This is a genomic window from Streptomyces kanamyceticus, from assembly GCF_008704495.1.
Lineage (GTDB): Bacteria > Actinomycetota > Actinomycetes > Streptomycetales > Streptomycetaceae > Streptomyces > Streptomyces kanamyceticus.
Genome location: NZ_CP023699.1, coordinates 8854330 through 8877192, shown reverse-complemented (window position 1 = coordinate 8877192; position 22863 = coordinate 8854330). Strand labels below are relative to the sequence as shown.

Genomic DNA, 22863 nt, shown 5'->3' with positions numbered 1-22863 from the left:
CTCCCCGCGGCCTCCCCGGCCCTAGCGGTCCAGCGTCCCCAGGGCGCGGCCCGCGAGCGGGTGCGTGCGGACCAGTTCGGCCAGGGTCGTCGAGCCGCGGGTGATCCTCGCGAACGCGTTCCACGCGGGACGGAAGCCGGTGATCGCCGCGTGCAGCATGCCCGGGCGGCGCTCGAAGACCTGGAGCATCCGGCGGCCCACGCTCATCTCGACGCCGAGCCCCGCCTTGATCGCGAAGGCGTAGTTCAGCGCCTGGCGCCGCGCGTCCACCGCGTCGTGCGCCTCGGCGATGCGCACCGCCCACTCCCCCGCGAGGCGGCCGGAGCGCAGGGCGAAGGAGATGCCCTCGCGGGTCCACGGCTCCAGGAGGCCCGCCGCGTCGCCGCAGACCAGGACCCGGCCGCGGGAGAGCGGCGAGTCGTCGGCGCGGCAGCGCGTCAGATGCCCGGAAGAGATGCTGGGCTCGAAGCCCGCGAGGCCGAGCCGGGCGATGAAGTCCTCCAAGTACCGCTTGGTGGCAGCGCCTTCGCCGCGCGCGGAGATCACGCCGACGGTGAGCGTGTCACCCTTGGGGAACACCCAGCCGTAACTGCCCGGCATCGGGCCCCAGTCGATGAGGACGCGGCCCGCCCAGTCCTCGGCGACGGTCTTCGGCACCGGGATCTCGGCCTCCAGACCGAGATCGACCTGGTCGAGCTTCACGCCGACGTGCGCCCCTATGCGGCTCGCGCTGCCGTCGGCGCCGACCACCGAGCGGGCCAGGACGGTCTCGCCACCCTGCAGCATGACGGCGACGGTACGCCGGTCGGGCACGTCCGGGCCGTGCTGCTCCACGCGCGCGACGGTGACGCCGGTGCGCAGCTCGGCGCCCGCCTTCTGCGCGTGCTCGACGAGCTGCTGGTCGAACTCCGGGCGGTTGATCAGGCCGAACAGCATCTGCCGCGAGCGGCGGGTGCGGCTGAACTTGCCGTCCAGGGAGAACGTCACCGCGTGCACCCGGTCCTGCAGGGGCAGATCGAAGCCGGGCGGCAGGGAGTCGCGCGAGGGACCGATGATGCCGCCGCCGCACGTCTTGTAGCGGGGCAGTTCGGCCTTCTCGAGGAGCAGGACGCTGCGTCCCGCGACGGCTGCCGCGTAGGCCGCCGAGGCCCCCGCGGGGCCCGCTCCGACCACCACGACATCCCACACGTGCCGGGCGTCGTCCGCTGTGTTCTCGCTGCTCACGTTGGTCTACCGCTCCTGATCCAGCTGTTGGCCGCGCTTTCCCCAGGCATCCTACGGCGACCCCTTCGGAGCGCCGCCTGTGGGAGGATCACATGTACCCACACGTACAACGTCGCACCTACGAGGAGCGTGCCCATGTCGCCGAATCCGATCGCCGAGACCGTCGCCTCACTCATGCCGAAGGCGAAGGCGGAGCTCACCGAACTGGTGGCCTTCAAGTCGGTGGCGGACTTCGAGCAGTTCCCCAAGAGCGAGAGCGAGGCCGCCGCGAACTGGGTGGCCGACGCGCTCCGCACCGAGGGCTTCGAGGACGTCGCGCTGCTCGACACCCCCGACGGAACGCAGTCGGTGTACGGCTGCCTGCCGGGCCCCGAGGGCGCCCCGACGGTCCTGCTCTACGCGCACTACGACGTGCAGCCGCCCCTCGACGAGGCCGCCTGGGCCACCCCGCCCTTCGAGCTCACCGAGCGCGACGGACGCTGGTACGGCCGCGGCAGCGCCGACTGCAAGGGCGGCGTCATCATGCACCTGCTCGCGCTGCGCGCCCTCAAGGCGAACGGCGGCGTGCCGGTGCACGTCAAGGTGATCGCGGAGGGCTCGGAGGAACAGGGCACGGGCGGTCTCGAGCGGTACGCGGAGGAGCACCCCGAACTGCTCACCGCCGACACCATCGTGATCGGCGACGCGGGCAACTTCCGGGTGGGCACGCCCACGGTGACCTCGACGCTGCGCGGCATGACGCTCGTGCGTGTCAGCGTCGACACCCTCGAAGGCAATCTGCACTCCGGGCAGTTCGGCGGCGCGGCACCCGACGCGCTCGCGGCGCTGGTGCGCGTCCTCGACTCGCTGCGCGCCGAGGACGGCTCGACGACGGTCGACGGCCTGACCGGCGACGCCGACTGGGACGGTCTTCAGTACGAAGAGGCCGCTTTCCGCAAGGACGCCAAGGTCCTCGACGGCGTCGAGCTCATCGGCGGGGGCACGGTCGCCGACCGGATCTGGGCCCGCCCCGCCGTCACCGTCCTGGGCATCGACTGCCCGCCGGTGGTCGGCGCGACCCCGTCCGTGCAGGCGGGCGCGCGGGCGCTGATCAGCCTGCGGGTGCCGCCGGGCGTGGACGCCGCCGAGGCGACGAAGCTGCTCATGGCTCATGTGGAGGCGCACACTCCGTGGGGCGCGCGGGTGCGCACGGAGCAGATCGGGCAGGGCCAGCCGTTCCGCGCGGACACGGCGAGCCCGGCGTACGCGGCCATGGCTGAGGCGATGGGCGAGGCCTACCCGGGCGAGGAGATGCAGTACGCGGGCCAGGGCGGCTCGATCCCGCTCTGCAACACCCTCGCCTCGCTCTACCCGGAGGCGGAGATCCTGCTGATCGGTCTGAGCGAGCCCGAGGCGCAGATCCACGCGGTCAACGAGAGCGTGTCTCCTCAGGAGTTGGAGCGGCTCTCCGTCGCCGAGGCGCTGTTCCTGCGGAAGTACGCGGCGAGCTGACCGCGGCACTCATCCGACGACTTCGCCCCTCGCGGGAACCCGGCCGTGGTGACGTACGACTACTGGTACGTCAACTGCTGTTTGAGCGAGGGGCGTTGGTCGGTCATGAGTGCGGATGAGACGGATGAGACACGGCGGAAGCCGAGCCGTCGCGGGCTGCTGCGGGGCGCGGCGGCCGGGGCCGTGGGGGCGGGGGTCGTCGCCGCCGGGGCGACGGCCGGGCCCGCGTGGGCGGCCTCCGGCGAAGGTGCGGCGTCCGGTGAGGGTGCTGCGGCCGGTGACGGGCGCGTCCAAGTGGCGGTGCTGCTCTACGACGGGTTCACCGCGCTGGACGCGGTGGGCCCCTACGAGGTGCTGTGCCGTGTGCCGGGCGTGCGGGTGACGATGGTCGGCCGCGCCGGGAAGGGGCCCGTCCGCACGGACACCGGCGAGTTGAGCCTGGTCGCGGAGCGGGCGATGCGGGACGTGCGCCGGGCCGACGTGCTGCTGATTCCCGGCGGCGGGAACCGCGGTGTCCTGGCGATGATGGCCGACACCGAGGTCCACGACTGGATCCGCCGCATCCACCGTCGTTCGGTGTGGACGACGTCGGTGTGCACGGGTTCGCTGATCCTCGGGGCGACCGGTCTGCTGCGCGGTCTGCCCGCCACCACGTACTGGGCCTCGCGCCCGTTCCTGAAGGACGCGGGCGCGACGTACACGCCGGGGCGTTTCGTGGAGACCGGGAAGATCATCACGGCCGCCGGGGTCTCCGCCGGTATCGACATGGGTCTCCATCTCGCCGCCCGGCTGTCCGACGAGAAGGTGGCACAGGCGATGCAGCTCGCGGTCGAGTACGACCCGGAGCCGCCGTACGACACCGGGAGTCCGGAGAAGGCGGACGCGGCGACGCGGGAGCTGGCGCTGAAGCTGCTGGACGACGCGGCCACGTGACGTCGAAGGCGCCTGACGACGCGGCGACCTGCCGTCGCGGGCGCCTGACGTCGCAGCCACGTGACGTCGCGTCTCAGCCCCCGACCGGAACACCTGCCTCCAGGTAGAGGGCGGCGCCGCGCTCCCGCGCGCGCAGGGCCCAGCGCAGCCGTTCGTAGCGGACGGCGGGCAGCAGGACGGCGGCTTCCTCCTCGGTGACGAAGCGGCAGCCGCGCAGTTCGGGTCCGGGGAGCAGCATGCGACGGGCCTGATCGCTGTCGAGCCGCCCTCCGTCGAAGAGGAACCGCATCCCCCCGTACCCGGGCGGCGCGGGCGGCTCCCAGTCGGCGACGAGCAGCCGGGGAACTCCGGTGAGCTGGATGCCGGTCTCCTCGGCGACCTCGCGCACGCCCGCGCGCGCGGGGGCCTCGCCCGGTTCGACGACGCCGCCGGGAAACTCCCAGCCCGCCTTGTACGTCGGGTCGACGAGCAGCACCCGGTCCCGCTCGTCGAAGAGCAGCACGCCCGCGGCGACGGTCTCCGCGGTGGGTTCGGGCGTCTGCACGATGTCGCAGACGGCGGCGGCGCCGGTGCGGATCGCCTCGGCGACGCACTTGGCGCTCTCGTAGGGGGTGAGGGCGCTGGTGTCGACGCGGTGGGCGTCGGTGCCGAGCCAGCCAGCGAGCGCCGCGCGGTAGGGCTCGATGTGATCGAACGACCACTGCCGCACGCGCAGGTCACCGTCGGGCTGCTCTCCGTCGGGCAGCTCCAGGGACACGTCGCGGCCGGTTATTCGCGCGCGCAGGATCGTTTCGTCCGGGGCGAGCAGGACATGGCGTACGGAGATCCTGCGCGAGGCGAGACCCCCGAAGATCTCGTCGCGGTACTCCTGGCGCAGCAGCGTCATCGGCACCACCAGGACGCCGCCCACCTCGGCGAGCAGCGCGGCCGCCGTGTCGACGACGAGGCGGCGCCAGATCGGCAGGTCCTGGTAGTCGCCCACTTCGGAGAGGCGCTTGGGCGGCAGCAGGTACGGCAGGGCGCCGCCGATGACCTCGGGGTCGAACAGCGTGCTGTTCGGGATCAGCTCGATCAGTTCCCGTGCGGCACTGGTCTTGCCCGCACCGAACGCGCCGTTGATCCAGACGATCATTCATTCTCCAGCGCTGGAAGGCCGCTGAACAGCGGCGGAGCCTCATTCAGAAGATCATCTGGGGACGAGATGGGAAACGGCGGCGTACACAGTCCGGCCCCCACTACCTCCTTCTCCCAAACGGACTGAAGGTACTCCACGATCCGCTCTTCCATGGCGAGCGTCACCTCACTGTATGTGCCTTCAATGCCCGGCGGTCCGTGGCCCATGCGCGCCGTCCCGCGTCGGGTACCGGTCGAGGTCCAACAGCCGCTGTTGTTGGCTGGAGACGAGGCCGCCACGCCGCTGTCGGGTCTAGGCTCACGGCTCATGGCGGCGGACGACTTGAACGACAGTGAGCTGTGGCCGGTTCCTCCGGCGTGGCTGATGGCCTGCGACCAGTGCACGAGCCTCTACCAGCGGATGATCGCCACCCGGGAGGCAGTCGCGGAGGCCGAGCTGACCACGTCAGGGGTGGTGGATTGCGACCCGTTCGACTCGGGCCTGTCCGCCCAGCTGGCTCTCGGCCATCACATGGGGCGCGAACACACGGATCTGCTCCCCGACTTCGACCCCGCGTGCCCTCGGTGCACAGCGTGCCAGGAGAACCTGGAGCGGCCTGCCAGATCTGAGGGCGCCGCCCTCTACGCGGTGACGGCCGCGGCTGAGCACCGGGCGCGACACCTGATCGTGCCGCCCGCGCTGACCGTTCGGCTCTGACGTCAGCCCGGCGCCATGGCCGTGTGCACCAGCTCCGTGTAGGTGCGGCGCAGCACGATCAGTGATTCCTGGGCCTCTCGGTAGGCGTCCGCGTCGGGGCCGCTGCGGTGTGCCAGGGTGCGCAGGGGCGCGCAGTCGCGGTCCAGGGCGGACAGGCGGCAGCGGTGCTCGGCGGGCAGGTGGCGGCGCAGTTGTTGACGGCTCGTGCCGCCCTGGCGGCCGCCGATGCCGAGGACGGTGTCCGCCGCCAGGAGGATCGGCGGCTCCAGCGCGCCCCGCTCGGCGAGCGAGCGCAGCACGCCCCGCTGCTGCGCGGTCGTCGGCGCCATCGCCAACTTCACCGTCTCCGTGCGCAGTTGTCCGCGCAGTACGTGCTGGATGCGGGTGAACCTGCACAGCGCCATGGCCACGGTCTCGTCGCCGGGGCCCCGGCCCGCCAGGCTCTCGGCGATGCGCAGCAGCCAGATCCCCTGGGCCTCCAGGCGCACCGCGGCCAGCATGAACCGGTCGATGCGGGACAGCGGTTGACCCGCTGGCGACCAGCGGACGATGGGCACGAGGACCTCGCAGCGGGCCAGCTGGTCGGTGGTCCTGGTGCGCTGCGACTTGTGCCGAGGGGCCCAGTTGAGCAGGGCGAGCGTGGGCAGCGCCACGAATCTCTCGTGGTCGCCGCGGTGGGCGAGCGAGGCCCACAGTCCGAGGAAGTCCTGTCGCGCGACCCGCCGGGACTCCGGTGCGAGAGGGTCGAGGTCGGACCAGCCGCAGGCCGCCGCGATGACGGCCACGCGCATCGCGGCGGCCCTGGCCCGCGGCGGCGAGAGCCGGTTGACACGCTGGCGCAGGACCGCGAGTTCGCCCGCTCTGCCCGAGCGCTCGACCAGCTTCCTGGCCTCCTCGGGAGCGCGCGCCACGGCCGCGGCGTGGGCCAGTACGTCCAGGTCGGTCCATGCCCCCGCCAGGACCTGCGCGGGCAGGCGTTCGGGCAGGAAGCCCGGCGGGCGTGGCTCGTCCGAGGGGTCGTGGACGCGCGCCACGGCGGAACCCGCCGGGACATCCATCGCTGTCGGCGCCATGGGAAACTGCCTTTCTGCGGGAGCGGATTCCGAGTCCGTACGGTGTGGTGTCGTGTGGTGTGGCTCGCTGCCGTGCGGTGCGGCCTTTTGATGATGTGGTGTCGTTCCTGAACGCCCGCTGAGCTATCTGAAGCGCAGTCCCGTCAGGACCGGGCGGTGGTCGCTGCCGAGGTCCGGCAGGACCCTGGTGCCGGTCGCCTCGAGACCGCGCGTCAGGACGTGGTCGATGCGGACGACGGGGAACGCGGCGGGCCAGGTGAACCCGGTCCCCCTGCCCGCCCCTTCCCGCGCGTCCGTGAGGTCGCGGGCCAGCGGGGCGAGGCCCCGGTCGCGCAGGCTGCCGTTGAGGTCGCCGAGCAGCACCACGCGCCGTACCGGGTCGGCGTCGACCCGCTCGGCGAGTTCGGCGGCGCTCGCGTCCCGGTCGCGCACGGCGAACCCCTTGCCGGGGGTCACCCTCACCGAGGGCAGGCGCACCGCGTACACGGCCGTGTCACCGCCGGGAGTACGGGCGACGGCGCGCAGCGCGTGCGGCCAGGCGCCGCCCAGGTGCAGCGCCTCGACGTCCGTGAGCGGGTAACGCGACCACAGGCCAAGGGTGTTGCGGGTGGCGTTGTGGGGATAGGTGGCGTCGAGCTGCTTCTCGTACTCCTTCATCGCGGCTCTGGGCACTTTCTCCAGGGCCACGACATCGGCGTGTGTGTCGATCACCTGGCGGGCGACCTCGCGCGGGGCGGTCCGGTCGCCGCCGACATTGAGGGTCAGGACCTGGACGTCGGCCTGCGCCGGGGCCTGTTCGGGGAGGAGGGCCTGGCCGAAGAGGCCCGCCCAGACCGTCGCGGGGACCAGCGCGGCGGCCAGGCCCGTGCGCGAGCGGCGCAGCGCCGCCCCCAGGACGAGGAACGGGATGCCCAGGCCGAACCAGGGCAGGGCGGTCTCGACGAGGCTGCCGATGTGGCCCGGCGCGTCGGGCACGACGCCGGGGAAGGCGAGCAGTCCCGCGAGGAGGAAGGCGGGGAGGACGATGCGCATGAGTGGTCGTACCGTCTGCCGCCCTCAGATCCGGCCGCCGGCCGCGCGCCGTGCACAGGCGCCCCAGCCGACCAGGGCGAACCCCACGGCGGTCACCGAGGCGCCGAGCAGCGCGCCGCAGATGACGTACGCCGCGGCGGGCGGGGCGAAGCTCACGGCGGCGAGCAGCGCGGCCGAGACGCCGGTCAGCGCGGCGGCCGCAGGACCCGACCGGGTGAGGGTCCTTACGGGCTTCAGAGCATTCAGCTTCAGAGCATTCATGGGATGCGCCTCCAATGAAATGAGGGGTACGGCGGGTCAGGCGGCGTGGCCGGGGCGGCTCTCCGCGGGCAGCAGCAGGACGCGGTCGCGGGCGTCGTACTCGAAGAGTTCGGCGTACCTGCCCCAGGCGATCGCGGTGTCGAGCCCGCGCGCCTGGGCGTGCTGCGCGCCGCTCGCGTCGAGCCGGTCGTGGAGGTAGCGCTCGCGCAGCCGTCCGTTGTCGGAGGCCGTCAGGAGCGTGCGGACGGTGGCGATGAGCGGCACGTTGGCCAGCGAGGCCGCCGCGAAGAGGTGCTTGCGCGTGAGGATGTCGGCGCGGGCGAAACCGCGCCCGGTGGCGGTCAGCGTGAGCTTCCCGGCCCCGATCCTGGCGTAGGCGAGCAACTCGGCCGCCTCGATGAGCGGCATCAGATCGTCCACTTCGTACGACAACGCGTCGGCCAGGACGGCGAGTTCGACGGCGCCGCCCCTGCCGTCCACCTCTTCGAGGAGACCGGCGAGGGTGTCCACTTCGGCGCGCGGCAGCGGCGCCGAGCCCCACAGCGGGTCGTGCCCCTCGGCGCCCGCGGTCCCTGAGCGCTCGCCGGTCAGGGCCTCGTAGGCGTCCTCGACGAGGGTGCCGAAGCCGGGGGTGTGGCGGTTGCGGGGCCGGGGCAGGTCCACCGGAAGGACGCGCTGGATGGTGCCGGGGTCGGTGCCGAGGACGAGGATCCGGTCGGCGAGCTGTACGGCCTCCTCGATGGAGTGGGTGACCAGGAGGGCGGTGCGGGTGGGGCTTTCGGGGTGGGTGAGCAGTTCGAGGAGTTCGTTGCGGAGCGTCTGCGCGGTCAGTACGTCGAGCGCCGAGAACGGCTCGTCCATGAGGAGCACGTCCGGCTCCACGACCAGGGCGCGGGCGAACCCGACGCGCTGGCGCATGCCGCCGGAGAGTTCCTTGGGGTAGGCGTTCTCGAAGCCGTCGAGGCCGACCATGTCGATGGCGCCGAGGGCCCGCTCCCTGCGCTCGGCGGCCGCCACTCCCCTTGCCTGCAGCCCGAGTTCGACGTTCTGCTGCACGGTCAGCCAGGGCATCAGGGCGAAGGACTGGAAGAGCATGGCCGTGCCGGGGTTGGGGCCGTTCACCTGGCTGCCCCGGTAGTGCACGGTGCCGCTGGTGGGGGCGAGGAGCCCCGCGATGTGCCGCAGCAGCGTCGACTTGCCCGAGCCCGACTTGCCGAGGAGCGCGACGACTTCGCCCTCGTGCAGCGTGAGGCCGATGTCCTTCAGGACCGGCAGCCGGTCCCCGCAGGGTGCGGTGAAGTCCTTGGAGAGACCGGTCACGGTGATGACCGGGGTGCGGGCGCCGGGGTCCCGCTCGCTGACGACCGTCGGGGTGGTGGCGGAGGCGTTCATGGGGGTGCTCCTCAGGGATGCGGTGAGGTGACGGGGATAGGTGACGCTGGCGCCGGGGTCAGGGCGGGCGCGGTCGTGGAGGCGCGGGCCGAGCGGGCAGCGCCTGATCGCGAGGCAGCGCCGGATCACAGCGCGCACCGGTTCTGCGCGTAGCGGTACAGACGGCGCCACACCAGCCGGTTGATGACGACCACGTACACGCTCATCACGACCGCGCCGAGGAAGTTGCGGGCGAAGTCTCCCGAGTCCGTTGCCTGGGTGATGTACGCGCCGATGCCGACGGCGGTCAGCGTGGTGGTGCCGTACGAGACCGACTCGCCCGGGATGGACGCGTTCCAGGCGCCGCCGGACGCCGTCAGGGCGCCGGTCGTGTACGAGGGGAACACCGCGGGCAGGATCAGCCGCTTCCAGCGCAGCCAGCCCCGCAGCCCCAGGTCGTCGGCCGCCTCGCGCAGGTCTCCGGGGATGGAGCTCGCGCCCGCGATCACGTTGAACAGGACGTACCACTGCGCGCCGAGCGCCATCAGGGCGATCGCGCCCCAGTTGAGGGAGATGCCGGAGGCGCCGAGGACCACGACGGCGAGCGGGAAGAGGAAGTTGGACGGGAAGGAGGCCAGGACCTGCACGACGGGCTGGGCGATCCGGTTGACCTTGGGGTTCATCCCGATCCAGGCACCGATCGGCACCCAGACCAGGGTGGCGAAGACCACGAGCGCCATGACCCGGCCATACGTGATGAGCGCGAGCCAGGCCGCGTGCCCGATCTCGCCGACCGGCACGTTGTCGAGGATGTACGCGAACGCCCGCCACACGATCAGACCGACGGCCATCGCGTAGAGCACGTGGAAGACCAGGTCGGCACGCCTGCGGCGGACCGGGTCGTGCCGCAGCCGCCCGGGGCTCGTGCCGAGGACGCGCATGGCCCGGTCGAGCCGCTCACCGGCCGGACGCAGCACGCGGCCGAGCAGCGCGGGCAGGGTGGAGCGGCGCAGCAGGTTCAGGAACCAGCTGCGGGGCTGCTCGGCGATCTCGCAGTCCTCGGTGCGGAACCTCTCGGCCCATGCCGTGATGGGCCGCCAGAAGAAGAAGTTGACGGAGACGACCATCGTGATCATGACGACGACCGCCAGGGCGACGCGGCCGCCCTGGCCGTTGTCCAGGGCCTGCGCCACGTAGGAGCCCACGCCCGGCAGGCCGTTGTCCTTGCCGTTGACGCTGATCGTCTCGGAGGCGGAGAGCGCGAACCAGGCCGCGCCGAAGCTGATCATGCCGTTCCAGACCTGGGCGATCATGCCGCTGGGCACGTCCACCTTCCAGAACCGCTGCCAGCGGGTGAGCCGCATCAGCCGCGCGGCCTCGTCCAGTTCCCTGGACTGGGTGGTGAGCGACTGGTAGAAGGCCATCGCCATGTTCCACACGAGTGCCGTGAACACCGCGAAGACCGAGGCGAGTTCGAGCCCGATCGTGGAGTGCGGGAACATCGCGATGAACCCGGTGACGGTGATGCTCAGGAAGGTGAGCACCGGCACCGACTGAAGGATGTCGATGGCAGGCACGATGACCTTGGCCGCGCGCCGCGAGCGGGCCGCCCAGGTGCCGAAGACGATGGTGAACAGGACGGCGGGCACCAGGCCCGCGAACATCCGCAGCAGCGAACGGCCCGCGTAGTAGGGCAGTTGGCCCGGATCGGTGGAGACGACGGGCGGCGCGGCGGCGTCGTACGGCTGGTCGGCGGAAGCGCCGATCCGGGCCGCGCAGTAGAAGACGGCCACGACGCCGAGCAGGACGAGGAGGTCGACGGGGCGCATACGGGCGACGCGCACGGCGCCGCGGGAGGGGAACTGGCGGAGCTTCGACATGAGGGGAACCCGGTGGGTAGTGCGGGCCTGGCGGCGGCGGTGGCGCGGCGCGATGTCATCGCGGGACGGCACGGCGGTACGGCAGCACGGCGGCGGGCCCGCGCGGGGGCGGGGGTCGCGGAAACCGCGGATACGGGTGAGGGACGCGGGTCCGCCACTGCGCGGGGCGCGGGCGGCGGGCGAGCCGCCTCGTCGGCCGGGCGCCGGAGGGGGCACGGTGGCTGAGCGCCGCCCCAGGAGAGCGCGCTAGCGGACGCGGCGGCGTGACGCGCGACTAGGAGGGTCGCCGTAGGGCACAACGACCACCTCCTCTGCTCATCGGGCGGCCCCTGGCCGCACACGGCACGCTCCTCGCGCCGCCTCTCCACCATGCCGAAGGAACACTGAACCCCGGCTGAGCCAGCTGAAGCCCGCTTCAGGAACCCCGCGGCCCGCTGCCCTTCCTGAACGCGTCTTCAGGATCTTCAGAGACAGCTCAGCAGACCCGCCCTACCCTGGCGATCCTCACCCCATTTACTAGATATGTGATATTTGAGCCGTGAAGATCCTGGTCATCGAGGACGAGCATGCGCTCGCCGACACCCTGCGCCGGGCCATCTCGTCGGACGGCCACTGGGTCGACGTCGCCCACGACGGACACTCCGGACTCGAGCTGGCCCTGACCGGCGGCTACGACGTGATCGTGCTCGACCTGATGCTGCCCGGCCTCAGCGGTCTCGAGGTCTGCCGACGGCTGCGGAACCTCGACGACCACGCGCTCGTCCTCATCCTGACCGCCAAGGACGGCGAGTACGACGAGGCCGACGGGCTCGACGCGGGCGCGGACGACTATCTGACCAAGCCGTTCTCCCTCGTCGTGCTGCTCGCGCGGCTGCGCGCGCTCGGCCGTCGCGCCGGGCGCGAGCGGGCCTCGACGCTGCAGGTCGGCGACCTGACGCTGGACGTCGGCGCCCGCCTCTGCAAGCGCGGCGAGCGGACGGTCGAGCTGACCGCGCGGGAGGTCGACGTGCTCGGCTGCCTGATGGCGGCGGGCGGCGGCACGGTCTCCAAGCAGGGCATCCTCGACGAGGTCTGGGCATCGCCCGCGGACCTCGACCCCAACATCGTCGAGGTGTACGTCAGCTCCCTGCGCAAGAAGATCGACGCGCCCTTCGACCGCCACACGATCCGCACCGTGCGCGGCGTCGGCTACCGGCTGGCACCCGATGCGCCCTGAGGCCTCCCCCGGACCGGCCACCACGGGAGCGGGCCGCCGCTTCCGCCCCAGCCTGCCCCGGCCCCGCACCCTGCGGGCCAGAGCCACCGCCGCCGCCGTACTGACGATGGTGTTCGCCCTCGCCGTCGGCGGCGGCTGGCTCTACCTCACGCTGCGCGACAACGTCCTGGACAACGCGGCCGACCGCACCGAGCTCGCCGCACGGCAGACCGTCGCCGCCCTCATGACCGGGACGGACAAGCTCCCCTCCGACCTGCCGGAGCCGGACGACGGAGTCGACGCGGTGCTCGTCCTCGACGCCCACGGCCGCGCCCTCGCCAGCACCGCCCCCGACCCGGCCACCCGCGCCGCGCGCCTCGCGGACTTCCGCCCCGCCCGCGGCGAGGACTCCGCGGTGCGCGAGCTCTCCGAGAGCGCGGCGGCGGCGAGTCACCGCAGCGTGGTGGCCGTGGTGCGCGCGCCCTCGCCACAGGGCGACCGCTACGTCTACGCGCTGACCATGCTGAACGCCGAGTCCGACGCCAGTCACGCGCTCGCCGTCACCCTCCTCGTCGGCGGCCCGCTCGTCGTCGTCCTCACCGGCCTCATCTCCTGGGGCGTGACCGGTTCGGCGCTGCGGCCCGTCGAGGCCATCCGCAGGGAGCTCGCCGCCGTCACCGCGGACCGGCTCAGCCGCCGGGTGCCCGCGCCTGGCGGCAAGGACGAGATCACCCGGCTCGCCCGTACGGTCAACGACACCCTGGAACGCCTGGAGCGCTCGGTCACCCTGCAGCGCCAATTCGTCGCCGACGCCTCGCACGAGCTGCGCAATCCGATCGCGGCCGTCCGCGCCGAACTCGAACTGGCCCTCCTGCGCCAGGATCCCGAGGAGACGGTGGCCTCCCTTCGGCAGGCCCTCGCGAGCACCGTCCGCCTGGAGCGGATCGCCGCCGATCTGCTGCTCCTGGCCCGCCTCGACACACAGCAGGCGCCGAAGGCGCAGCAGACCACGGCGACGCCGCTGGTGGACCTGTCGCTGCTCACCGCGGAGGAGATCGCGCGGCGCCGCTCGGCCAGGGTCCCGCTACGTCTCACGGCCGACGCACCCGTCTCCGTACGCGGGGACAGCGGTCAGCTGGAGCGGCTGCTCGCCAATCTGCTCGACAACGCGCAGCGCTTCGCGGACTCCGAGGTCCGCGTCACCGCGCGGACCGATCCGGCGAGCGGCACGGCCGTGCTCGAAGTGGCCGACGACGGGCCCGGCATCCCGCCCGAGGCCGCGGAGAAGGTCTTCGACCGGTTCGCGCGCCTGGAGGAGGACCGCAACCGGGACCGCGGGGGCACCGGTCTCGGCCTGGCCATCGCCCGCGAGATCGCGCAGGCGCACGGCGGGACCCTGCGCGTGGCTCCCAGCCCGCGCGGCGCGCTCCTCGTCCTGCGCCTCCCCGCGGCCCGTATGTGACACCTGTTCCCACGTCTTGCTGAAGCGCCCTTCCGGTTCCTCAGAATCCCCTCAGCAACGGGCCCGCAGGATCGTCTCCATGTCCCCGCACCCGCCCCGAGCAACCGGCCCCCGGCACCGCGCGCGTGCCCACCCAGCGCGTCAGCGACGGCGTTCGCGCCGGGCCCGGCTGCTGCGCACGCTGCTGGTGCTGACCGCCGTCCTGATGCTCGGCGGCGGCGCGGCGGCCTGGTACATGTACCGCGAGCTGGACAGCATCGGCTCATCGGCGGCCCTCGGCCCCGACGCGCCCAAGTCCACGGACGGCTCCACGAACATCCTGCTCATGGGCCTGGACACCCGCAAGGACCAGAACGGGGACGAACTCCCCCGGGACGTCCTGAAGAAGCTGCACGCGGGCAGCTCGGAGATCGGCGGCTACAACGCCAACACACTGATCCTGCTGCACGTGCCCGCCGACGGCGGCAAGGCCAAGGGCTTCTCCATCCCGCGCGACGACCTCGTCGACATACCGGGGCACGGCAAGGACAAGATCAAGAAGGCGTACGGCCTGGCCAAGGCGGACGAGGAGAACCGGCTGCTCAAGCGCGGCGTGAAGGACCGGCACGAGCTGGAGCAGGCGGGACGCGAAGCGGGCAGGCGGTCCCAGATCGAGACGGTGCGCACCTTCCTCGGCGTGCCCGTCGACCACTTCGCCGAGGTCAATCTCGCGGGCTTCTACCATCTGGCCGACGCCCTGGGCGGCGTCGAGGTCTGCCTCAACCACCCCGTCAAGGATCGCTATTCGGGCGCCGACTTCCCCGCGGGCGAACAGAAACTGAACGCCCAGGAGGCGCTGGCCTTCGTACGGCAGCGGCACGGTCTGACCCGCGGCGACCTGGACCGCACCCGCCGCCAGCAGGCGTTCCTCGCGTCGGCGCTGCACCAGGCCAACAGCCTGGGCACGCTGACCAACCCCGGCCGTCTCCTGGACCTCAAGGACGTGGTCAAGGAGAACGTGGTGCTCGACAAGGGCTGGGGCGTGTTCTCCTTCGTCAAGGAGGCCAGGAACCTGACGGGCGGCAACGTGGAGTTCACCACCCTGCCGGTGGAGTCCTTCGCCCGGCACAACGGCGAGGACGTCAACATCGTCGACCGCGACCTGGTACGCCGACGCGTCCAGGAACAGACAGGACAGCTCAAACCCGAACACGACGCGGAGAAGCACGACGCGAAGAAGGACAGCGCGGAGAAGGACAGCGCGGAGAAGGACTCCGGTCACGACGACCCGAAGGTCTCCGGTGGCGGTGTGCCGTGCGTGGACTGAACCCCCGGCGCACCGAAGCGGGACTGCTCACCCTCGCCGTCGCCGTCGTCGTCCTTGGCCACGCGAGCGCGGGCCTCGCGCTCAGCGGCGAGCTGCCCGGACAGCTGCTCGGCTTCGCCGCGTCCCAGGTCTGCCTGGCCGCCGCCGCCCACCTCGCCGTACGCCGCTACACGCCGTACGCGGATCCGCTCATCCTCCCGCTCGCCTTCCTGCTCACCGGCCTCAGCCTGGTCCTGCTCGCCCGCCTCGATCCGGCGTACGCCGCGCGCTACGACTCGGCGCCCGCGAGCACCGGACAGCTCGTGTGGACCGTCCTCGCGGTGGCAGCCGCCGTCCTGCTCCTGAAGTTCCTGCGCAACTACCGTCGGCTGCAGCGCTATCTGTACGTCGCGATGGCGGTGTCGCTCGCCCTCCTGATGGCGCCCGCGTTCTTCCCCGGCGACACCTACGGCGCCAAGCGCTGGGTCTATCTCGGCCCGTTCTCCTTCCAGCCGGGCGAGTTCGCCAAGGTCACCATCGTGATCTTCTTCGCGGCCTTCCTGGTGCCGCGGCGCGACGCGCTGGCCCTCACCGGGCGGCGCGTGCTCGGCCTGACCCTGCCGCACGGCAGGCACTTCGGCCCGATCGCCGCCGTGTGGCTGCTGAGCCTGCTCGTACTGGTCTTCGAGCGAGACCTGGGCACCTCGCTGCTGTTCTTCGGCGTCTTCATCGTCATGCTCTACATCGCCACGGAGCGCACCAGTTGGGTGGTGTGCGGGATCGCCATGGCGGCGGTCGGCGCCACCGCGGTCGGCGCGACGGAACCGCACGTACGCGGCCGGATCCTCGCCTGGCTGCACCCCTTCGACATCTACCTGCCGCCCGATCAGCGTCCGCCCGGCCTCGTCTCCGACCAGGCGGCGCAGGCCCTGTTCGGCTTCGGCAGCGGCGGCGTCACCGGGACGGGGCTCGGGCAGGGGCACCCCGAACTCATCGGGTTCGCCGGGCGCAGCGACTTCATCCTCACCACCGTCGGCGAGGAGCTCGGGCTCGCCGGGATGACGGCCGTGCTGCTGCTCTACACCCTGCTCGTCCAGCGTGGTCTGCGTACGGCCATCGCCTGCGACAACCCGTTCGGGAAGCTGCTCGCCGCGGGGCTCTCCCTGGTGCTCGCGCTGCAGGTGTTCATCGTGACGGCGGGCGTGACCGGTCTCATGCCTTTCACCGGCAAGGCATTGCCGTTCCTCGCCCAGGGCGGCTCTTCGATGGTCGCGAACTGGCTTCTCGTCTCGCTGCTCCTGGTCGTGAGCCATCAGGCGGGGGCGAAACACCAGGCCCGGACAGACCAGTTCCATCACGACATAGCGGAACCGACCAACCCCTCCCCCAAACTGTCAAGGATTTAGGGCCCACTTCACCCCATCGTGTGGTGCGGCGCTTCCATGAATCGTTCCCGCACGCCAGAGTGCACCAGCCCCCGCTAGCGTGATCCGACAGACGCCCCGGCCCCCGGCGATCTCAAGGACATGACCGGCCCGTCGCGCCTCCCACTCCAGGAGTCCGACGCAGGCGCTGGGGGGGATGGATGCTACAGACAGAGCTGGGCAAGTACGAACCAGAGGGACCCGGTCCACCGCCGAGCGTCTACGGGCTCGACGGAGCGATCGTGGTCGAACTCCACGGCGACGTGGACCTCGTGGCCTATCAGCAGACGGTGTCACTGATGGACGCCGCCGCCTCGGGGGCCGAACTGCTGGTCGTCATCGACCTCAGCCAGGTCACCTTCTTCGACTGCTCCGGCATCTCCCTGCTGATGCGGACCCGTCGGCGGGTGCGGGGCAGGGGCGGCGACCTGCGCGTGGTGTGCACGGATCCGCTGACCCTGCGCATGCTGCGCATCACCAGGCTCACGCCGCTCCTGTGCCCCGTGCCGTCACTGGGGGCGGCGCTGCGCGGGCCGTTCGGCGAGAACTGATCCGTCCGGCGCGGCCGGTTCGTGGTGCCGCTGGTAGCGGCCGCGCCAACGCGGCGTCGCGGCACCGCCCATGACCGTCATCACCACGTCGTGGGCCAGTGAGTCCGTGACGGGCAGGTGCCCGAAGAGCACCCGGTGGTACGTGGTGGCGCCGAGCAGGTCCAGGAGCAGGTCGATGTCCGCGTCGGCGCGGATGTCGCCCCGCTCGATGCCGCGGCGCAGCGCCGCCTCGGTGGTCGCCCGCCTCGGACGGAAGATCGTCTCGGTGAACACCCGGTCCAGTGCGGGATCGTCGGCCAGGTCGGCCATCAGCGCCGGGAGCGTACGCCGCCCGAGGCGGCCGCCGAAGGCACGGCTGAGGGTGTCGATGCCCTCGATCAGATCGCAGTGCGTGCAGCCGGTGTCGGGCGTGGGCGCCGTGCCCATCGTGTCGGCGAGGGCCGCGATGACGAGGTGCTGCCGGGAGGCCCAACGCCGCCTGATCGCGGGCTTGGTCGTGCCCGCGCGGCGCGCCACCGCCTCCATCGTCAGGCCGGGATAGCCGACGTCCTGCAGCAACTCCTGCGTCGCCGACAGGATCGCGTCGTCGAGCCGGGTGTCGCGCGGGCGTCCCGCGGGGCGGGTGGCGGCGCGGGACGCGGGATCGGGTGTTGCCATGCGAAGCAGTATAGGTAGCATGTGTTTTCGTTCCGGTCCGGATCGAAATGTAAATACGGATCGGAACGCGAGCCGAAGCGTCAGCCGCTACGCAAGGAGCCCCGTCTTGTCCGAGCAGAAGTCGACCGCCGACCGCGTGCGCACGGAGCCCGCTGCCTTGACCGACACCACCCACGGCCCCCAGCGTGGAAAAGCCCACGAGAGCGTGCTCACGGGCCGCTATGCCGCGCTGACTTGGGGCATCGTCCTCTCGGTCGGCCTGGTGGCCTTCGAGTCGATGGGCGTGGCCACCGTCCTTCCCGAGATCGCCGGAAACCTCGGCGGCCTGGGGGCCTACGGCTGGGGCCTTTCCGCGCTGATGCTGGCCAATCTGATCGGTACGGTCGCGGCGGGCCGGGCCGCCGACCGGCGCGGTCCCGCCCGGCCGCTGGCCATCGGCCTCACCGTCTTCGCCGTCGGTTGCGCGGTGGCCGGTGCCGCACCCAACTGGCCGCTCTTCCTTGCCGGGCGCTTCCTCCAGGGCCTCGGCGTCGGTGCCGTCATGGCCCTCGCGTACACCGCCATCTCCCTGGCCTATCCCCAGCACCTGCGGGCCCGGATGTTCGCGCTCGTCTCGGGTGCCTGGACGGTGCCCTCGCTGATCGGCCCGACCATCGCGGCGGTGATCGCCGACGGGATCTCCTGGCGCGGCGTGTTCGTCCTCCTGCTCCCCCTCGTCGCGCTGGCCGCCGCGCTCGCCCTGCCGCAGCTGCGCCGCCTGGGCGGGCCCGACCCGGCACCGGCGGGGGAACAAGGACCGTGGTGGGCCACGCCGGTCGCGCGCAGCGTGCTGCTCGCCGCCGGTACGGCCGTCTTCCTGGCCGGTCTCGAACTCCGTACGGTCGCCCTGCTGATTCCGCTGGCCGCGGTCGGCGCCGTCGTCGCGGTCGGCGCCCTGCGCTCGGTCACACCGCCCGGCACGCTCACCGTGCGCCGCGGAGTGCCGACGGGGGTGGTGCTGCGGTTCCTGTTGTGCGGCGCGTACTTCGGCAGCGAGGCGTTCCTGCCCCTCGGCCTGGTCGAGCTGCGGGAGTTGAGCGCGACCGAGGCCGGGCTCGGTCTCTCGGCGGGCGCGATCACCTGGGTGGCGGGCGCGGCCTGGCAGGGCAAGGCGGACGGCCGTTGGAGCGGGCGGTCGCGCGCGGTGCCGATCGCGGCCGGGTTCGCGGTGCTGCTCGCGGGCATCGTCGTGATGGCGCTCGGCATCCTGGTCGAGGCCACACCGGCCCTGACGGCCGTCGCGGGCTGGGCGATCGGCGGTGCGGGCATGGGCGTCGCCTTCAACGCGGCGACGACCGACACGATGGAACAGGCCTCAGCCGATCGCCAGGGCGAGGCGAGCGGATCGATGCAGCTCGCGCAGACGCTCGCGGTGGCGGTCCTCAGCGGCCTGGGCGGCGCGGCGGTGGCCCTCAGCGACGCACACGGCTCTTCGGTCTCGACCGCGCTGACGGCGACGTTCGCACTGACCGGCGCGCTGGCGGCGGCCGGAATCCTGGTGGCTCACCGGATCAGGGTCGGGGCGCCGTGAGGGGCGAAGGGCCAGCTCACGGCGTCGTCACGGAGCGCCACCGTCCAGCGCGCGGGATGGGGGCCGTCGGCCTACGTTGATCGGGTACCCCGAACGGCAGCGTGAGGAGTGGTCATGGGTGACGACGGCACCATGGACAAGCTCAAGGGCAAGGCCAAGGAGATGCTCGGCAAGGCCACCGGCGACGAGCGGCAGCAGGCCGAGGGCAAGACCGACCAGGCCAAGGGCAGTGTCAAGGACGCGATGGACTCCCTGAAGGACCGCGCGGAGGGCATGAAGGATTCCCTCAAGCGCGACGATTCCTGACGCTTCCCGCCGAGCCCCGCCGCTGGTCGGCGGGGCTCTGGCGTGCGCCGGGCGGCTCGTGGCGCATGGCCTGCCTTCACCCCTTGCTCGCTCCCAGCGTGAGCCCCGCGATGAAGTGCCGCTGAAGGAGCAGGAAGACCAGGACCGTGGGGAGGGCCACCAGGACCGAACCCGCGGCCAACAAGTTGTAGTCCGTGAAGAATTGACCGCGGAGGTTGTTCAGCGATGACGTGATCGGGAGCTTGTCCGGGTTCGAGATGAAGATCAGGGCCCAGAGGAAGTCGTTGTAGATCCAGGTGAATTCGAGGGTCGCCAGGGCCGCGAGGGCCGGGCGGCACAGCGGCAGGGTGATCCGCCAGAACTGGGTCCACACCCCCGCGCCGTCCACGATCGCCGCCTCCAGGATCTCCTTCGGGAGCGTCCGCATGAAGTTGGAGAGGACGAATACGCAGAAGCCGATCTGGAAGCCGACGTTGACGAGGATGAGCGCCCAGAACGAGTCGTAGAGGGTGAGCGAGTCGGACATCCACCAGGGCAGCGGAATCTTGAGGAACAGTGCGTAGAGCGGGGTCACGAGGACCTGCGGGGGCAGCAGGTTTCCCGCGGTGAACAGCATCAGCAGGACCAGTCCGCCGCGGATCCGCACCCGTGAGACGGCGAAGGCGACGAACGACGCGAGGAAGAGGGTGATGAGGACCGCGGGAACGGCGATCAGCAGGGTGTTGGTGAAGTACTTGCCCATGCCGGATTCGGTGTAGGCCTGGCGGTAGTAGTCGAAGGAAAGGCGCTCGGGCCAGGAGAAGTAGCCGTGTTCCGCCGTCTCCTCGTACGGGCGCAACGACGCGTAGACGGCGAGGAGGAGGGGCGCGAGGAAGGCGAGGGAGACGGCCGCCAGGAAGAGCGGGACCCCGAACCGGCCCCTGCGGCGCGGGCGTTCGGCGCGCGGCGACCCGGAGGAAGGACGGGTGGACGCGCGGCCGGGAGAGGCGGGACGCAGGTCTGCGGTCATCGGTCGCGCGCACCTCGCAGCTCTTGGACCAGGAACGTCACGATGAATCCCAGGGAGACGGTGAGCAGGACGACCGCGATGGCTGAGCCGAATCCGATGCGGCTGGCCTCGCCGATGATGTTGTCGGTGATGAGGACGGAGAGGAGTTCGAGCCCGTTTCGGCCCTTGTTCACCGCGTACACGATGTCGAAGGCCCGCAGCGCTTCGATGACCGTGATCACACCGACGATGACATTGACGGGACGCAGCGTCGGAAAGACGACGCGGAAGAAGGTCTGGCGGGTGTTCGCCCCGTCGATCGCGGCCGCTTCCTTGAGCGCGGGATCGACCGATTTGAGCCCGGCCAGATAGAGGATCATCACGTATCCGGTGTGCCGCCAGCTCGCGGCGATCATCATCATCCAGATGTTGAGGTCGGAATTGCCGAGCCAGTCGATGGGGTCGCTCTCATTGCCGAGCGCCGTATTGATCACGCCCTGGTCCGTACCGAGAAGCAGTTGCGCCATAAAGCCGACGACGGCGAGCGAGAGCACCACCGGCATGTACAGCACGGACTGGTAGAAGCGGCTGAACCGTACGCCCCGGTCGATGAGGACGGCGAGCAGCAGTCCGAACGGAGTGGCCACGAGGCCGAGAAAGGCGATCCAGAGCAGGTTGTGGCGGACAGCGGGCCAGAAGGCCGGATAGTTGTCGACGAGGCTTTCGTAGTTCTTGCCGCCCACCCACTGGATGTCGCCGATGCCGTCCCACGAGGTGAAGGACAGGCCGATGGAGGCCAGTGTCGGCCCCCACACGATGACGGCTTCGAGGAGGACGGGAATTCCCAGGAGTACGCCGAGGACGATGGTGTCGCGGCGCGTGAAGCGCCGCGGGCCCCGCCGCCCGGCGCGTCCGGCTGCTTTCGACGGCACGGAACGCGATCCCCTCATGGTCAGCCGGCGGCCTGCGCGAAGATGTCCTTCTTCTGCCGCTCGATGCGGTTGACGAGACCGTCGACGTCCTGGGGATCGTCGATGAAGTCCTGCAGCGCCTTGATCATGACGGTCTGCGCGAAGTCGGGACGGGTGTCCCTGTCGAGGAACTGCGAGATCTGCTTCGCCCCGGAGACCAGTTCGGCGGACTTCTTCTGCAGGGCGCTGTACTTGGCGGTGTCGGCCTTGTCGTTGACCGCGACGTTGTTCGGGTCGCCGGCCAGATAGACCTCTTCGGCCCCGGGCGTTCCCAGCCATTCCAGGAGGTCTTTCCCCGCGTCGACGTTCCTGGCCTTCTTCGCGATCAGGAACCCGTCGATCGGCGCCTCCACGGCGTCCTGTCCGTGCGCGGGGTCGATCTCCGGAAAGGCGAAGAAGTCGATGTCGTCCCGCTCGTCGGCCGGGAACTGCTGCCCCGGGTGCGGCATTCCGAAGACCGCCATGCCCGTCCTGCGCTTCTGCAGGCCCTGCCCCGCCTCTTCCCAGGTGCGGCCGAGGGCGCCCTTTTGGTAGTAGGGCATGAGTTCGCGCCACAGGTCGAAGACCTTCTTGACCTTGGTGTCCGTCCAGGCTTCCTCGCCCGCCATCAGGCCCTTGTGGAAGTCGTATCCGTTCAGGCGCATGTTGATGTAGTCGAAGGTGCCCATGGCGGGCCAGCCGTCCTTGTCGCAGAAGGCGACCGGGATCCCGTCCTTGTGCATCTTCTTGGCGAGCGCGATGAACTCGTCCCAGTTCTTGGCCTGTTCGTATCCCTGTTTCGCAAAGAGACTCTTGCGGTGGAAGACGGCCCATGGGTAGTAGTAGTACGGCACGAAGTACTGCTTGCCGTCGTGCGTGGACTGATCCTTCAGCGCCTGGGAGAAGCCACTGAATCCCTTCCACACATCGCTGATGTCGACCAGCAGACCCTTCTCCGCGAAGTACTGCATGCGATATCCGGCGAACCACATGAAGACGTCGTCCGGGGTGGCCCGCAGATAGCGCGTGATGTTCTGCTGGAATTCGTTGTGCTCTGTGGTGTGGACCTTGACGGTCTTGCCGGTCTTCTTCTTGTACGCGTCGAAGGCGTCCTGGAACGCCTTCTTCGGCACCGCGTCCGAGGAGTTGGAGCCCATCGTGACTTCGTTCTTGTTGCCGCCGGGTCCGTCGCCGCAGGCGGTGAGCAGGGCGGGAAGGGTGACCGCCCCGGCTCCGGCGGCCACACCGCGCAGGACATTCCGCCGGGACATCCGATGTCCTGTCATGCTTCGGGGCACGACGGGACCGCTGAACGATGACTGTGCCATGTCCCCCTCCTCGGGGTGCAACCAAACACAACCGAACGCGAGGGTTGGATC

Annotated in this window: 22 protein-coding genes; 10 read left to right on the top strand and 12 right to left on the bottom strand. The window is 71.1% G+C overall.

The window, feature by feature from the left end:
- Positions 1–21: 21 nt before the first annotated feature.
- Positions 22–1224 carry a geranylgeranyl reductase family protein gene (locus CP970_RS38510; protein WP_055554035.1) on the bottom strand — a complete coding sequence of 401 codons (1203 nt, stop codon included), beginning with the start codon at positions 1222–1224 and terminating at the stop codon, positions 22–24.
- 135 nt (positions 1225–1359) lie between these two features.
- Between CP970_RS38510 and CP970_RS38505 the strand changes: the two genes are divergently transcribed.
- Positions 1360–2715, top strand: coding sequence for a dipeptidase (locus tag CP970_RS38505; protein ID WP_055554033.1), 1356 nt, complete (start codon positions 1360–1362; stop codon positions 2713–2715).
- A gap of 105 nt (positions 2716–2820) precedes the next feature.
- On the top strand, positions 2821–3648 hold the full coding sequence (locus tag CP970_RS38500; protein ID WP_055554825.1) for a DJ-1/PfpI family protein: 828 nt from the start codon (positions 2821–2823) through the stop codon (positions 3646–3648).
- A 73-nt stretch (positions 3649–3721) separates the two neighbouring features.
- Here the strand turns inward: CP970_RS38500 and CP970_RS38495 are convergent, their stop codons facing one another.
- On the bottom strand, positions 3722–4780 hold the full coding sequence (locus CP970_RS38495; protein ID WP_055554818.1) for an NUDIX hydrolase: 1059 nt from the start codon (positions 4778–4780) through the stop codon (positions 3722–3724).
- Positions 4777–4935 (bottom strand): hypothetical protein, encoded by a 159-nt coding sequence (locus CP970_RS44455; RefSeq protein WP_157877818.1) that lies wholly within the window; start codon positions 4933–4935, stop codon positions 4777–4779. The genes CP970_RS38495 and CP970_RS44455 overlap by 4 nt, the downstream gene beginning before the upstream one ends.
- Before the next feature lie 154 nt (positions 4936–5089).
- Between CP970_RS44455 and CP970_RS38490 the strand changes: the two genes are divergently transcribed.
- Positions 5090–5479 carry a hypothetical protein gene (locus CP970_RS38490; RefSeq protein WP_150494526.1) on the top strand — a complete coding sequence of 130 codons (390 nt, stop codon included), beginning with the start codon at positions 5090–5092 and terminating at the stop codon, positions 5477–5479.
- Positions 5480–5481: 2 nt separating this feature from the next.
- On the opposite strand, the gene CP970_RS38485 is transcribed toward CP970_RS38490, so the two are convergent.
- The 5 genes from CP970_RS38485 to CP970_RS38465 all read right to left on the bottom strand — a co-directional run bounded on the left by CP970_RS38485 (position 5482) and on the right by CP970_RS38465 (position 11096).
- Complete coding sequence (locus CP970_RS38485) at positions 5482–6552, bottom strand: hypothetical protein (protein WP_150494524.1); 1071 nt, start codon at positions 6550–6552, stop codon at positions 5482–5484.
- A gap of 123 nt (positions 6553–6675) precedes the next feature.
- Positions 6676–7584 carry an endonuclease/exonuclease/phosphatase family protein gene (locus tag CP970_RS38480; protein WP_055543641.1) on the bottom strand — a complete coding sequence of 303 codons (909 nt, stop codon included), beginning with the start codon at positions 7582–7584 and terminating at the stop codon, positions 6676–6678.
- 24 nt (positions 7585–7608) lie between these two features.
- Complete coding sequence (locus CP970_RS38475) at positions 7609–7845, bottom strand: hypothetical protein (protein WP_055543642.1); 237 nt, start codon at positions 7843–7845, stop codon at positions 7609–7611.
- A 36-nt stretch (positions 7846–7881) separates the two neighbouring features.
- Positions 7882–9237 carry an ABC transporter ATP-binding protein gene (locus CP970_RS38470; RefSeq protein ID WP_079043111.1) on the bottom strand — a complete coding sequence of 452 codons (1356 nt, stop codon included), beginning with the start codon at positions 9235–9237 and terminating at the stop codon, positions 7882–7884.
- A 125-nt stretch (positions 9238–9362) separates the two neighbouring features.
- Entirely contained in the window at positions 9363–11096 is a 1734-nt protein-coding gene (locus CP970_RS38465; RefSeq protein ID WP_055543643.1) for an ABC transporter permease, read from the bottom strand.
- Positions 11097–11634: 538 nt separating this feature from the next.
- Here CP970_RS38465 and CP970_RS38460 point away from each other — a divergent pair.
- From CP970_RS38460 to CP970_RS38440, 5 genes are all read left to right on the top strand, one after another.
- Positions 11635–12312 carry a response regulator transcription factor gene (locus tag CP970_RS38460; protein WP_055543644.1) on the top strand — a complete coding sequence of 226 codons (678 nt, stop codon included), beginning with the start codon at positions 11635–11637 and terminating at the stop codon, positions 12310–12312.
- On the top strand, positions 12302–13753 hold the full coding sequence (locus tag CP970_RS38455) for a sensor histidine kinase (RefSeq protein WP_055543645.1): 1452 nt from the start codon (positions 12302–12304) through the stop codon (positions 13751–13753). The genes CP970_RS38460 and CP970_RS38455 overlap by 11 nt, the downstream gene beginning before the upstream one ends.
- Positions 13754–13832: 79 nt before the next feature.
- Positions 13833–15059: an LCP family protein gene (locus tag CP970_RS38450; protein ID WP_107098800.1), complete on the top strand. Its 1227-nt coding sequence runs from the start codon at positions 13833–13835 to the stop codon at positions 15057–15059.
- Complete coding sequence (locus tag CP970_RS38445) at positions 15047–16444, top strand: FtsW/RodA/SpoVE family cell cycle protein (RefSeq protein WP_063805979.1); 1398 nt, start codon at positions 15047–15049, stop codon at positions 16442–16444. Before CP970_RS38450 ends, CP970_RS38445 begins: the two co-directional genes overlap by 13 nt.
- A gap of 179 nt (positions 16445–16623) precedes the next feature.
- Positions 16624–17013, top strand: a complete 390-nt coding sequence (locus tag CP970_RS38440) for an STAS domain-containing protein (RefSeq protein WP_055543646.1) — start codon at positions 16624–16626, stop codon at positions 17011–17013.
- Here the strand turns inward: CP970_RS38440 and CP970_RS38435 are convergent.
- Positions 16972–17670: a TetR/AcrR family transcriptional regulator gene (locus CP970_RS38435; protein ID WP_055543647.1), complete on the bottom strand. Its 699-nt coding sequence runs from the start codon at positions 17668–17670 to the stop codon at positions 16972–16974. The two genes, CP970_RS38440 and CP970_RS38435, sit on opposite strands and share 42 nt — an antisense overlap.
- Positions 17671–17776: 106 nt before the next feature.
- Here CP970_RS38435 and CP970_RS38430 point away from each other — a divergent pair, with 106 nt between their 5' ends.
- The gene (locus CP970_RS38430; protein ID WP_224058950.1) at positions 17777–19240 is read left to right on the top strand and encodes an MFS transporter; all 1464 of its coding nucleotides are present in this window, start codon (positions 17777–17779) and stop codon (positions 19238–19240) included.
- Positions 19241–19354: 114 nt separating this feature from the next.
- Positions 19355–19546, top strand: a complete 192-nt coding sequence (locus CP970_RS38425; RefSeq protein ID WP_055543648.1) for a CsbD family protein — start codon at positions 19355–19357, stop codon at positions 19544–19546.
- Positions 19547–19622: 76 nt separating this feature from the next.
- Here CP970_RS38425 and CP970_RS38420 read toward each other — a convergent pair whose 3' ends face one another.
- Genes CP970_RS38420 through CP970_RS38410 form a run of 3 tightly spaced genes read right to left on the bottom strand, consistent with a single transcriptional unit; the run spans position 19623 to position 22755 of the window.
- On the bottom strand, positions 19623–20555 hold the full coding sequence (locus CP970_RS38420; protein ID WP_055543649.1) for a carbohydrate ABC transporter permease: 933 nt from the start codon (positions 20553–20555) through the stop codon (positions 19623–19625).
- Entirely contained in the window at positions 20552–21484 is a 933-nt protein-coding gene (locus CP970_RS38415; RefSeq protein WP_079043113.1) for a carbohydrate ABC transporter permease, read from the bottom strand. Before CP970_RS38415 ends, CP970_RS38420 begins: the two co-directional genes overlap by 4 nt.
- A 2-nt stretch (positions 21485–21486) precedes the next feature.
- On the bottom strand, positions 21487–22755 hold the full coding sequence (locus CP970_RS38410; protein WP_055543650.1) for an ABC transporter substrate-binding protein: 1269 nt from the start codon (positions 22753–22755) through the stop codon (positions 21487–21489).
- Positions 22756–22863 lie beyond the last annotated feature (108 nt).